Here is a 12667-nt window from a genome sequence, read left to right on the forward strand (position 1 = left end):
AATTCGCCGATGAGCCCATCCCAATATTCCCCGGAAGTGTTGGAAAAAATCGAATTGCTCCAGCAGAAGTTTAAAGCATCCGGCCAAGACCTTTCTTCATACCTCGAAGGCCTTTTGTATGCCGACTATTTGACCTATTGGGACTATATTAATTTGGATATACTCCTGTCCCTGCAGCAACCCAAGACTTCCTTCAAGGATGAGAAGATATTCATCATCTACCACCAAATCACCGAACTGTACTTCAAGCTAATCATTTGGGAATTGGAACAGATTGCGGAAAAAAATCCCCTGGACGCGGAGTTTTTCAAAGCAAGGTTGGCCAGGGTCAACATGTACTTTGACCAATTGATATCTTCCTTTGCAGTGATGTGGAAAGGGATGGAAAAGGACCAGTTCCTCAAGTTCAGGATGTCACTGCTACCCTCGAGCGGATTCCAAAGCGCACAATACCGCGTGATCGAAATCCTGTCCACGGATGTACATCAATTGATACACATCGATGTGCGGGGAAAATTGAAAAACGAACCCAATCCAGACCTCTTGTTTGACAACCTGTATTGGCAACAGGGTGCGGTGGAATTGGCGACAGGGGAGAAGACACTCACCTTGAAGACATTCGAAAAAAAATACAAAAAGCCACTTTCGGATTTTATCGAAAATTACAGGGATCAGAATATTTGGAAAAAATATCAATCCTGCATGGATAAGGATGAAGCCCTGCAAAAGATGATGCGGGATTATGACCTGAAAGCCAACGTGTTTTGGCCTTTGGCACATTACAAGTCGGCCGTGCGATACCTCCACAGAAGTCCCCAGGATATCGCCGCAACGGGCGGCACCAACTGGCAGAAATACCTGCCCCCAAGATTCCAAAAGGTGATCTTTTTCCCCGACCTGTGGACCCCAACTGAAATGGAAGAGTGGGGCAAAGGTTGGGTCGTGAAGGAGATTTTTGGGGAAGAAGGGGAGTGATTTTGAATGAAGAATTCAGAATGATCAATTTACGATGATGAATGCCTTCGATTCCCTTTTTGTTGGCAGTATTCTGGGGAATTGAATTGATGAATGCTATTTCTATTTATTACAGCTTCCTAATTTCAGAAAGTCGGTTTGATCCTTGCATACAATATCCAAGTTGCGTTTTGGCTTGCCGATAAAGAAATTATGATTCTCGCGGCGATCGCTGCGACATCGCGGCGCCGCTGCGTGAACCCACTTTTCTCATTCCCCTTCGATATAGACGAAAATTGATGACCCGTAGAGGCAATTGGATTTCTAGGCTGAGTCGCTAAAAGTCGCACCGAGCCTCTTTTTCCCATAAATTTGAATCCCAGCATTAAACTCCCCGCATAAATTCGGGTCAAAACCCACAATTTACTGCATCGCTTGAAATGCCCGAAAAAACGGCTGAAATACTCCAATGACCTGCCCTGGCTCAATCTACAGTGCGTATTTTCTTTTAACCATCTTTAACAATCCCCCAAACCCATTGGTATAAATTTCAGTTTCAAATATTGCTGCCTTCCTCTACCTTTTGACCCAAATCCAACGACATATGACCACAAAAAAACACTGGCTCATTTACGTTTTCTGCCTGCTTGTTTCCCCGCTTTTTGCCAATCCACACCCATCTTCCCAATTGTACCACCAACTCCTTCGCTTTAAGGAGACTAAGCGCGTGCTCTTTGTCGCGGCACACCCGGACGATGAAAATACCCGCCTGATTGCTTATTTGGCCAATGCCGAACATGCAGAGGTGGCCTACATGTCCCTCACCCGGGGCGACGGAGGCCAAAACCTCATCGGCAAGGAACTCGGCATCGAGTTGGGTTATATCCGTACCCATGAACTCCTCAGGGCACGCGAGACGGACGGAGGCCAGCAACTTTTTACCCGGGCACTGGACTTTGGCTTCAGCAAAAATCCTGACGAAACCTTCAATAACTGGGACCGTCAAAAACTGCTGTCCGACGTGGTGTGGATCATCCGCAATTTCCAACCCGACGTCATTATCAACCGCTTCAATACAATTCCCGGCACCACACACGGACATCATACCAGCTCGGCAATTCTGTCTACGGAGGCTTTTGACCTCGCTGCCAGTCAAACTTCCTTCCCCGAGCAACTGTCAAAAACCAAACCTTGGCAACCCAAGCGATTGTTTTGGAATGCCTACAACTGGGGCGGACAATACGAGCCCCAAGAGGGGAAAACCTACTTTCGTTTCCCTGTCGGAGAATTCAACCCGCTCTTGGGTACGACCTATTCCCAGATCGCTGCCGACAGCCGCACCATGCACAAGTCCCAAGGCTTCGGATCGACTTCCCAAATTGGTCAAGGAGTGGATTTCGTGGAGTTGGTGAAAGGGCCGTCTTTCTCTAGTTCACCTTTTGAAGGCATCGAAAACCGCTGGAACAAGCTTACAGGCGGAGCACAAATCCAAGCCGCTATCGATAAGGCGCTGAAGGAATTTGACTTTATCCATCCAGACAAAAACATTGACAACCTACTCGCCATCAAATCCCTGCTTTCCAAGGAAAAGTCCACGGAGCGTTGGTTTTTGGAGAAAGTCCAGGCCATCGACCGCCTCATCCTCCAATCCATGGGTTTCAAGGGCGAGTTTGTGATCAAAAAGGAAATCGGATATCCTGGCGAGACTATCACGGCAGATTTGGTATTGAACAATGCGTCTTCGCGGGCGCTCAAAGTGGAAAGCTTCGAGGGTCCTTTGTTCAAGATTGCACCCGGCCGTGAACTGAAAGGAAATGTTCCATTGACCCAAAACATCGAAATCAAAATCCCCCAAGACTATCCTGTATCCCAACCTTTTTGGTTGGAAAATTCCTTGGATGGTAGCTTGTTCGGTATTTCTGATCCTGCCAAAATCGGGAAACCTGTCAACGGTTCCAGCATCGCAGGTACCGTTACCCTGACTTTGGGTGGACAAAAAATTGGACTCGACCTGCCTTTGCAATACAAATACAACGACCAAGTCGACGGGGAGGTGAAGCAGCCATTTACCTTGGTGCCTGAAGTCAATGTAAATCTTGACAAAGGCAACCTTTTCCTGATCAAGGGTGCCGACAACAAACTTCGCGTCGAGGTGACTTTCAGGAATGCCATTCTCGAGGGCAAACTTGCCATGGATGGTCTGAAGCCTAACCAATACCGAATTCTTTCCCAGGAAAATGACGAACGCCGCAAGCGCAGCATTTACGTGGTTGAAATCCTCGAGTCTGATGCAATGAAAAAGGAAGTGCTCGTATCATTCCAAACGGCAGACGGCCGGAAGTTCAACCAGGACACCAAAAGGATCATTTACAAACATATTCCCAACCTGACCTATTTCACCAATACAAGCTTTGGCCTGGTGAAAATGGACCTGAAGCTTAGTAACCAAAAGGTAGGCTATATCAATGGGGCAGGGGACGAGGTCGCCGATGTACTTAAAAACCTGGGTTACCAAGTGAGCTTCATCGAAAACGCAGACATCCGCAAAGATCGCCTCAAACAGTTCCAAACAGTCGTCGTCGGCATTCGTGCCTTCAACATCAACCAGGAGTTGGCATCGCATGTGGACCAGTTGATGGAATATGTGAAGGAAGGGGGCAACCTCATTATCCAATACAATACGGGCTCGCCGCTGCTGACGCGTGAATTGGGCCCCTATCCATTCGGCATTTCCCGGGAAAGGGTAACGGTGGAGAATTCCCCTTTCGAAGCGGATTTCAACCATCCCATCCTGAAGGGACCAAACCCTGTAACTGCCAAAGATTTTGAAGGCTGGGTGCAGGAGCGGGGACTCTATTTTACCTCGGATTGGGATAAAAACTACGCGACGCCCATCGCCTTCCAAGATCCCGGTGAAAGCTTTCTCCGCGGTTCACTGTTGCATACGAAGTATGGAAATGGCACTTATACTTATAGCGGCATTTCCTGGTTCAGGCATTTGCCCGCCGGAGTACCTGGCGCAGTGAAGATATTCGTCAACCTAATCGAGCAAGGCGGTGGAAAATAAGGTAAACTGGAACCGCTGGTATTGGGGATTGATGATTGCCTTGGGCGTCACGGTCCTGTTTTTCTACTGGCTAACCGTCCACTTCTCATGAGCGGCTGGGATTGGATCGTGATGTTCGGCACCCTGCTGCTGATAGCGGGGTACGGAATCTACAGGACCTACGGGGTCCGGGACATGGAATCCTATATCCGCGGAAGTGGGGATATGAACTGGTGGACGATTGGTCTGTCCATCATGGCCACGCAGGCTTCTGCCATCACCTTTCTGAGTACGCCGGGACAGGCATACGAGGACGGGATGCGCTTTGTGCAGTTTTATTTCGGTCTTCCCTTGGCCATGATCATCCTGTCGGTGACCTTTTTGCCGATGTTTTACAAGTTGAAGGTTTACACGGCATACGAATTCCTCGAAAACCGTTTTGACCTGAAGACACGTACCCTCGCAGCACTTTTGTTTTTGGTGCAAAGGGGTTTGGCAGCCGGGATCACCATTTACGCACCTGCAATTATCCTGTCGACCTTGCTGGGTTGGAACCTGACGTTTACCTGCATTTTCATCGGAGTCTTGGTGATTATCTACACGGTATCGGGAGGAACCAAGGCCGTTTCCATCACCCAAAAGCAACAGATGGCCGTCATGATGGGCGGGATGATTTTAGCGGGCATCCTCGTGATCTATATGCTGCCCATTCGGTTTACCGAAGCGCTCCACGTGGCCGGGAAGATGGGCCGCATGAATGTGGTCAACTTTGAATTTGACTGGGCTGACCGCTACAATTTCTGGTCGGGTATGACCGCCGCACTTTTCCTTTTCCTTTCCTATTTCGGTACTGACCAATCCCAAGTGCAGCGCTACCTGGCTGGAAGCTCCCTCAACCAAAGCCGCATGGGCCTGATGATGAACGGACTGCTCAAAGTGCCCATGCAGTTTATCATCCTTTTTATCGGCGTGATGGTATTTGTGTTTTACCAATTTGTGCAGCCACCCGTCGTGTTCAACAAGGTGCAGACCGACCAATTGCAGCAGTCTGCCTTTAGGCAGGATTATGCATTTCTCGAGGATGAATACAAACAGGTTTTTCAGGAGAAAAACAAGGATATCCAAGAACTTCTAACTGCCGTGAACGCTGGCGACGAAGCGGCGGTTGCCCAAGCCCAGGACGGGATCCAAAAGAAAACCCAATACCAGGAAAGCATCCGCAAGGAAGCCAAGGAGCTGATCAAAATGAACGATCCCAAGGCCGAAACCCGGGATACGGACTACATCTTCATGCGCTTTGTAATGGATTATCTGCCCAAGGGCATTGTGGGTTTGTTGTTTGCGGTGATCTTTTCCGCTGCCATGTCGAGTTCCGCTTCCGAGTTCAATGCACTCGGAAGTACCACGACGATTGATATCTACCGGCGCTCGTTGGTAAAGAAAGCCTCCCAATACCATTATTTGGTTTCGTCAAAGCTTTTCACAGCAGTTTGGGGCGGTTTCGCAATCCTGTTTGCGATCTACGCTTCCTTGTTCGAAAACCTCATCCAAGCCGTCAATCTCCTCGGTTCCCTGTTTTACGGTACGATCTTGGGGATCTTTATGGTAGGATTTTACATGAAGTGGGTCAAAGGAAATGCGGTGTTCATCGCAGCCTTTATCACGCAAGCCATCATCCTACTGATCCACTGGAACAATGGCAGCAGCCTCCTCGGCATCCCGATCAACATCGGATTCCTTTGGTACAATGCCATCGGTTGTATTTTGGTGATGGGGATAGCGGCCTTGGTACAAATGGGAGCAAGGAATAGCGAGCGTGTAACCACGAAGTGATCGCAAGGCCAATAAAAAACAAGACAACCTCACTTTAAGAGAAAAAAGCGTTCTCTCGCAAAGAAAATAAAGGTGCAAAGCACGCAAATGAAAAAGCGCTGGGCAAGCCATGAAGATTGGACGTAAGTCTGCCTACTAATCTTTGCGCCCTTTGCACCTCAGCGTTCTTTGCGAGCACCATATACCCACGAATGCACGAATTTTCCTGTTTATTGCGACTGCCTTCCGCCCACTGGTCTTTGCGTTCTCTGCGCCTTTGCTGTCTTTGCGTGAAATAAATCTACTTCCACGAATCTAAGCCCAAGCCATCCCTTCCCGCCCTTACTTCCTGAACGCCTTCGGATTGACACCCAGCATTTGCTTGAACTTCCGGTTGAAATAGGGCAGGTCCTGGAAGCCGCTTTCAAACGCGACCTGGGAGATGGGCAACTGCGTATTGGCGAGCAATTGGCAGGCATGACGGATCCGAAATTCCAATACCACTTCCGAGAGTGTCTTTTGCATCATGCCTTTGAAATACCTGCAAAAAGAGGTCGGTGACAGGTGCGCAATATCGGCGATCTGCTCGAGCCTGATGTCCTCCCTAAAATGGGCAATCAGGTAAGACATCACCGTGTTGAACCGAACGGTCTCCGGCATATCCCCGCGAAGCTGTACAAAAACACCGTCCAAGGGCAGCAATTCATCCGATTGGCCTAGTATCCCCAAGATCTCCAACAACCCCGCAATCCTTTCAATGGGGTTTGCGCCGGGAAATTTCCCGATTCTTTCCTGCACGGCAAGCCTTGTCGTCCCAGTTACCGACAAGCCCGCCTTGGACTTCTCAAAAAGCCTTTTCACGACTTCCATCTCCGGCAGGGAAAAGAAATCCCTCCCCAGGAAGTCTTCCTCAAATTGGATGACATGTGCCGAAACGCCCTCCATCGTATCCTGATTGATCCAGCAATGGGGCAGGTTGGAGCCCAAAAAAACCAAATCCCCATCCGAAAAAGCCTCCGATCCGCGCCCCACGTAGCGCATGCCTTTCCCTCGGCATATCCAGGTCAACTCATAGGCAGGATGGAAATGGTAGGGTGCGTCAAAGGCGGGCAAGTCCAAGTATTTGTGGATAAAGGAGGTCCTTGGCCCGGCCGAAACTTGTTCAAATACGGCTTTCATTGCTTCATATTATCTCAATAATTACCACTAATAAATCATTTTGATAAAATAAGACAATTTCTTGAAAACCAAGTCCAAGACAGGCGGGGATTATTGTTGCTCCTTTGCAAAGTATTTTCCATTCAACCAACAAGCTATGAAATACCCACTCGACCAAGCCTATCCACTGACGCAGGAGGCGATTGCCTTTTACCAGCGCAACCGCTACATCAAACTCAAGAATGTCTTCGATGCCGACACTTTGGCCCATTATGATAAACTGATCTCCGAGAAGGTCTCCGAACTCAACCGACAGTCTGATCCCCTGGACAAAAGGGATACCTACGGCAAAGCCTTCCTGCAGATTTTCAACCTATGGCGGGAAAGTGAGGACATCAAGGATTTTGTCTTCAGCAAGCGCCTCGCGGGCATTGCAGCCGGCCTGATGCAAACCGAAGGCGTCAGGATCTACCACGACCAAGCCCTTTACAAGGAGGCGGGAGGGGGCATCACGCCTTGGCATGCGGACCAATACTATTGGCCCCTGAGCTCGGACAAGACCATAACCGCCTGGATTCCGCTTCAGGAAATCGACTTGGAGATGGGCCCCTTGGAGTTCAGTGCCGGCAGCCATGTCATCGTGGATGGCAGGGATCTTTCGATCAGCGACGAAAGTGAGCAAAAAATCCAACAACGTCTACGGGTGACCGACTTTCGGCATGTGGTAGAGCCCTTTGAACTCGGGGAGGTAAGTTTCCATTCGGGATGGGTTTTCCATCGCGCCGGTGCCAACCGCAGTGATCAAACACGCAAGGTCATGACCGTGATCTACATGGACAAAGACATGGTGCTGAAAAATCCGGACAATGAAAACCAAATCAGGGATTGGGAAACCTGGTGCCCCGGTGCCAAAGTTGGGGAAATTATCGACACCCCCCTCAATCCGGTGCTGGTCGAGTTGGCCTGAACCAAAAGCAAGCCATTCGCAAAGGAAACAAATGCTCGCCAAGACGGAAAAAGCACCTCTCGCAAAGGAAAGGAAGGTGCAAAGAACGCGAATAAAGAATCGCACACCAGGATGCTAGGACGCAAAGAAAAAAATGCCGCGCCATCCCGCGTTTCCAAATGTGAGCAAGCGGACAGTCTATTTTCGTACCTTGATCTGCAGAAAGTACTTTATTCGATCGCGCGAGGGGAATGAAAGTCCGCCGGGCCGGCCAGGGCTTTGCGCGCTGATAGGATCGGACTTTCTTGATTTTTTGGTCACTTTTTTATCAAGAAAAAAGTGACAAGAGAAAGAGAGAATAGTAATCCCGTCCAGCTCGGAGAGTCGGGAATGGTGTTGAGCCAATTACAAATCGGCAGTGATAGGAGGTCGCACATAGCGACATAGCTTTTGATCCGCTACCAACTATGTGTGCTATCTGAACTATGTGGTGAAAAAAGCATCAAATAGCCACGCCTGCACGAATGGTTTTTTCCTGCTACTGCAAACTGCTACTGACCTCTGCAACCGCCCACTGCCACTGCCAACTGATCTTTGCGCTCTTCGCGCCGTCGCCGTCTTTGCGAGCATCGAATAGCCAAGCAGGCAACTGCCACTACCCATTGTTTCCCACCTTTTTTTGTACCTTCATCCTTGGGTATACTTTCCCCGATTTTTGAACATGGATCAAATCAGGAGTTATTTTAACCGCTTTCTGGCACTCAACGACAGCGAATGGGCCGATTTCGTCGCCTGTTGCCACAAAGAGCCTGTTCCCAAAAAGGAATTCATCCTCCGGCAGGGGGAAGTTTGCGATTATATTGCCTTTATCGGTGAGGGGATTTTTCGGTTTTACTATGTACAGGAAGGGGAGGAGCACGTCACCGCATTCTTTTTTCCTGGGGATTTTGTCACCAACTACCGCAGCTTCCTCCGCGGCAACCCCTCCGAACATTACATAGAATCGCTCAAGCCTTCGGTCATCTACAAGATTTATAAAAATGACCTCCTTGCGCTGTATGATAGGCACAAGAACTTTGAGCGGTTGGGAAGGTTTATCGCCGAAAATCTCTATCTGACCGTTGCCGGCCGCCTTGATTCCTTTTTGCATGACAGCCCCGAAAACCGATACCAGGAGTTGGTGCAGCGCAACTCCAAGCTCCTCCAGGAAGTTCCCCAATACATGTTGGCATCCTACTTGGGCATCAAGCCCGAAACACTCAGCCGCATCCGCGCCAGAAAATAAGGCCAGCTCTTGGCTTTATTGACTTTGGTCAATGAAAAACCATGATCGGCACCCCAATTTCGTACCAAGTTCAACATCAAAAGTATTGGTACGATGAAAAAAACCACAATGATCCTTGCCCTTTTCTGTTGCCTTGTTGGCACCGCCATTGCGCAGCAGGAAACACGCCCCCCCAAACGGTGGGGCGCTGAAATCAACATCCTTTGGCCGATTTTCCCCGGAAACATTTACAAGGGACAAGTCACCTACGAAACCTGGCGAAAAGGCCACTATGCAGGTGAGGTCTACGCCGGCTTCCACATCCGACCCTTTGAATTCCGGGAGGACGAGGGCGATTTCGCCAACTATGCCCTCACTTTCGGTTACCGGCAGTTTTTCTGGAAAGGTCTTCACGCGGAAATCTATCAGGCCATTGGGCCTGGTTTTAATCGAAACAACGTTATCACTGGCCAGGACTATGAAAGCTGGGATTATGAAGTCGGCCTCTTGTTGGGATACAGACTTGAACTTTTTTCCAAAGAGAAAAGGGACCGTATGCGCTACAGTCCCTATATCAGCACACAACAGGGCTTTTACTACCTCGCTGCCCAAAGCAATCCCCATCCTATCAAAAACTCAACGGGTGAGTCGCCATTCTATGTCGGCACGCTGAACTTCGGTCTGAGATTTTGATTCCAGCAGCCCGGCAGTCGACCCTTGGTGTACTTCTCCGGCATCCTCCCCGCATCGGCATTTCCCAAAGCCATATCCCGCAGAGTTGCATGCCCGCGCATGCATGGGTAATCCCAGCAGTCGATACTCCTTCTACAATGATTTTCCCAATCCTAAACCCCCAAATCAATTTCCATGAAAAAAACCGTTTTGTACCTCGGACTATGGCTAAGCCTTGCATCCGGGATGAGTTCCTGTTACTCCCTCACCTATGCGGTCGGCGAAGGCCCACAGCGGGGCATTGAAGTCAAGGAGAAAAACCACTTCTTCGTCTACGGCCTCGCCAAAGGCAAAACGTCCGATCCCGTCAAGATGGCTGGAGATGCGGTGGATTACGAGGTCAACATTTCCCACAGTTTTGTGGATGGCCTGGTTTCCATGCTGACACTCGGGATCTATAATCCCACGACTACCAAAGTGACCAAATAGCCAACCCCAGCCAACAAAAAGCCCGCCCAGGAAAACCAATCCTGCGGCGGGCTCTTTTTTTCCAAAATACCCTAATTGAAGGAAACCGACCAATCTCCGAAGAAGCACAAGGTACGCGAACAAACCTGCCAACTGCAACTGCCAACTGACCTCTGCCCACTGCTTCTGGCTACTGCCGACTAATCCCCGCGCTCTTTGCCCCTCAGCGTTCTCTGCGAGCACCAGATTTGAAACCCATCCATACAGTGTTCGGGATCAAGTCTCAAATCTTAGGTCTCACATCTCATGTCTCTTTTCAATCCGGAATATATTTCACTTTTCCATTCTCCCTTACGGCTCTTAGGCACTGCTTGCGCCCACCGGCGGCGGTGTAAGAGACATGGACCCATTGGTCAAACTCCTGGATCAGCTGGTCGAATGGTAGGCCTGAGTTCTTGATCCTTTGGTACAGCTGCTCGATGGTTAGGTGCCCGACCTCAATATCCGCGGCTTGACCGGTGAGGTGTTGACTGGTCCTGGAACCGCCCACCGCCTCATTGGTGCGGGGGGCACGATAGCCACTGTTGACAAAGACGCCACGACCGAGGCTTTCCCGCAGGGGCTGCAGGACATTTTCGCATAGCAGGCGGAGGTTGTTGATGACGTCCTGGGACGGCGCAAACTGCTCATCAAAACCCAATCGGGTCGCTGTTTGGCTGCGGAGCATTTCACGAAGGGGGAAGTTTTTTGTTAAGTCCATTTTTTAAAAGAAGAGTTAATGTGAAAAACGATAAAGTACTAAAAATCAATTACCTAAAGGTAGTAGCACTTTCCGCCATTTGCAATGATTTGGAAGGGATAATTTTCGGATCTTCCGGAGAGAAAAGGAAGATGCAAAGCTTGGGAAAAGCGGCTCTCACAAGGAACGCAAAGGTGCAAAAAATGCGAATAAAGAATCGCACGCCAGGACGCCAAGTCGCAAAGAAAAAAAATGCCGCGCCATCCCGCGTTTCGAACCCAGAATCCCTATTGTATTGTGATCCTGCCGATTCGCGAAGGGCTACACCCTTCGCTGTGGGATGCCGCCCCTTCAGGGCTCTTTAATGTTGATTTGTAAAAAGCACTTGGTTCCGTCGTGCGGGTCACAATGTAAAGCCTTTCAATACGCCGTAACTTAAACAGTAACAATGCTTCAATTTGTCATTCCGAGGTACGAGGAATCTTTTTTTTGTATGCCCAGTTTTCCTCGCTATCCTGCGTTTCCAATGGCTGGACACCCATTGAACGATGATTATCCGTTCAATCGTGTGACTTCGCGTAGGCCTTTCCTTGTCATTCCGAGGCACGAGGAATCTAATTTGGCCCGGATAATTGACCCCTCTGCCGATAGCTATCGGCACTAGGGTGACAAATTGAGGCCTTTTTTTAACTTGAGGCCTAACTGGCGCTGAGGTGGTCAATTCTTCAAACTGCACAAATTACCTCAATCAATCGCGCGAGGGGATCGTGTTGCAAATAGTCTGTGAGGACCAATGTTGAACAACATAGCGCACATAGCGACATAGCTTTTGATCGGCGACCAACTATGTGTGCTCTGTGAACTATGTGTTGAAACAAGCATCAGATAGCCTCGAATACACCTGCTGCCTGCCAACTGATCTCTGCTACTGCCAACTTTATCAATTGCTGCAAAACAGCTCCTTTGTTAAAAATTCGCAGCAAGTGACACCAGCACAAAAGGCTCACCGACGGTGAAATTGTATACATAAGTGGATATCTCCAGGCTTTTCCAAGCCGCACCCACCAGCATCCCATGTTCAATTTCAACGCTCGTTTCAAAAAGCCTCGTTCTTTGCCCACTTACTCCAAGCCACCACCAATCAGCCGGCAAAAAGGTGAGGTCTGTCCAGCCATAAAAGAAGTTGTTTTCATTGGTTTCGGCATCAAACAAATACTCAAGTTCTGAATACAATTCAAACCGCTTCCATCCAAACTCAAACTCTGCCCCGGTGATCAGTCCCTTGGTGCGACCTACGGCAGCGCCGACCATCGGGGTAACGGCATAAGTGAATGCATCGCCACCGAAAAAGTTATATCCAGCCCAGGCGGAGAAAGTCTCTCGGTCTTCATAATTGTAACGCGCCTCAAAATGCAATCGGTTTTCATCGGCTTTGAATACCGGAAGCACAAAAAAATCATCGGAAAAGATGTAGAAATTTGACGCAACATTGTAGTTCCATTTTTTATCAGGCCCAGTGCCCTCTTCCTGACAAAATGAAGGCATGCTTACAGCAGCAAAGAAAAGAAGGGCCAATATTCGGGATTTCATGTGTTCAATTTTCTCATA

Annotated in this window: 10 protein-coding genes; 7 read left to right on the forward strand and 3 right to left on the reverse strand. The window is 49.2% G+C overall.

Annotated elements, in window-relative coordinates:
* Positions 1–9: 9 nt before the first annotated feature.
* The 3 genes from C943_RS14110 (at position 10) to C943_RS14125 (ending at position 5833) form a co-directional block, all read left to right on the forward strand.
* Complete coding sequence (locus C943_RS14110; RefSeq protein ID WP_008629020.1) at positions 10–975, forward strand: tryptophan 2,3-dioxygenase family protein; 966 nt, start codon at positions 10–12, stop codon at positions 973–975.
* Positions 976–1558: 583 nt separating this feature from the next.
* Positions 1559–4021 (forward strand): PIG-L family deacetylase, encoded by a 2463-nt coding sequence (locus C943_RS14120; protein ID WP_008629023.1) that lies wholly within the window; start codon positions 1559–1561, stop codon positions 4019–4021.
* 87 nt (positions 4022–4108) lie between these two features.
* Entirely contained in the window at positions 4109–5833 is a 1725-nt protein-coding gene (locus C943_RS14125; protein WP_008629025.1) for a sodium:solute symporter family protein, read from the forward strand.
* 321 nt (positions 5834–6154) lie between these two features.
* On the opposite strand, the gene C943_RS14130 is transcribed toward C943_RS14125, so the two are convergent.
* Positions 6155–6991: an AraC family transcriptional regulator gene (locus C943_RS14130; protein ID WP_008629033.1), complete on the reverse strand. Its 837-nt coding sequence runs from the start codon at positions 6989–6991 to the stop codon at positions 6155–6157.
* 136 nt (positions 6992–7127) lie between these two features.
* On the opposite strand from C943_RS14130, the gene C943_RS14135 reads away from it, so the two are divergent.
* From C943_RS14135 to C943_RS14150, 4 genes are all read left to right on the forward strand, one after another.
* On the forward strand, positions 7128–7937 hold the full coding sequence (locus C943_RS14135; protein ID WP_040480765.1) for a phytanoyl-CoA dioxygenase family protein: 810 nt from the start codon (positions 7128–7130) through the stop codon (positions 7935–7937).
* A 700-nt stretch (positions 7938–8637) separates the two neighbouring features.
* Entirely contained in the window at positions 8638–9201 is a 564-nt protein-coding gene (locus C943_RS14140; RefSeq protein WP_008629038.1) for a Crp/Fnr family transcriptional regulator, read from the forward strand.
* Between the two features lie 93 nt (positions 9202–9294).
* Positions 9295–9873, forward strand: coding sequence for a hypothetical protein (locus C943_RS14145; protein WP_040480709.1), 579 nt, complete (start codon positions 9295–9297; stop codon positions 9871–9873).
* 174 nt (positions 9874–10047) lie between these two features.
* Positions 10048–10341, forward strand: a complete 294-nt coding sequence (locus C943_RS14150; protein WP_008629049.1) for a Bor family protein — start codon at positions 10048–10050, stop codon at positions 10339–10341.
* A 295-nt stretch (positions 10342–10636) separates the two neighbouring features.
* Here the strand turns inward: C943_RS14150 and C943_RS14155 are convergent, their stop codons facing one another.
* Together C943_RS14155 and C943_RS21495 are read right to left on the reverse strand one after the other, a co-directional pair.
* Complete coding sequence (locus C943_RS14155) at positions 10637–11080, reverse strand: D-Ala-D-Ala carboxypeptidase family metallohydrolase (RefSeq protein ID WP_040480711.1); 444 nt, start codon at positions 11078–11080, stop codon at positions 10637–10639.
* Between the two features lie 945 nt (positions 11081–12025).
* Positions 12026–12649 (reverse strand): hypothetical protein, encoded by a 624-nt coding sequence (locus C943_RS21495; RefSeq protein ID WP_008629054.1) that lies wholly within the window; start codon positions 12647–12649, stop codon positions 12026–12028.
* Positions 12650–12667: the final 18 nt, after the last annotated feature.

The organism is Mariniradius saccharolyticus AK6, assembly GCF_000330725.2.
Classification (GTDB): Bacteria; Bacteroidota; Bacteroidia; order Cytophagales; family Cyclobacteriaceae; genus Mariniradius; species Mariniradius saccharolyticus.

Excerpts from the sequence above, each read along its gene's own strand:
- C943_RS14155 (WP_040480711.1), bottom strand. The coding sequence starts at position 11,080 with ATGGACTTAACAAAAAACTTCCCCCTTCGTGAAATGCTCCGCAGCCAA.
- C943_RS14145 (WP_040480709.1), top strand. The coding sequence starts at position 9,295 with ATGAAAAAAACCACAATGATCCTTGCCCTTTTCTGTTGCCTTGTTGGC.
- C943_RS14110 (WP_008629020.1), top strand. The coding sequence starts at position 10 with ATGAGCCCATCCCAATATTCCCCGGAAGTGTTGGAAAAAATCGAATTG.
- C943_RS14140 (WP_008629038.1), top strand. The coding sequence starts at position 8,638 with ATGGATCAAATCAGGAGTTATTTTAACCGCTTTCTGGCACTCAACGAC.
- C943_RS14125 (WP_008629025.1), top strand. The coding sequence starts at position 4,109 with ATGAGCGGCTGGGATTGGATCGTGATGTTCGGCACCCTGCTGCTGATA.
- C943_RS14120 (WP_008629023.1), top strand. The coding sequence starts at position 1,559 with ATGACCACAAAAAAACACTGGCTCATTTACGTTTTCTGCCTGCTTGTT.
- C943_RS21495 (WP_008629054.1), bottom strand. The coding sequence starts at position 12,649 with ATGAAATCCCGAATATTGGCCCTTCTTTTCTTTGCTGCTGTAAGCATG.
- C943_RS14150 (WP_008629049.1), top strand. The coding sequence starts at position 10,048 with ATGAAAAAAACCGTTTTGTACCTCGGACTATGGCTAAGCCTTGCATCC.
- C943_RS14135 (WP_040480765.1), top strand. The coding sequence starts at position 7,128 with ATGAAATACCCACTCGACCAAGCCTATCCACTGACGCAGGAGGCGATT.
- C943_RS14130 (WP_008629033.1), bottom strand. The coding sequence starts at position 6,991 with ATGAAAGCCGTATTTGAACAAGTTTCGGCCGGGCCAAGGACCTCCTTT.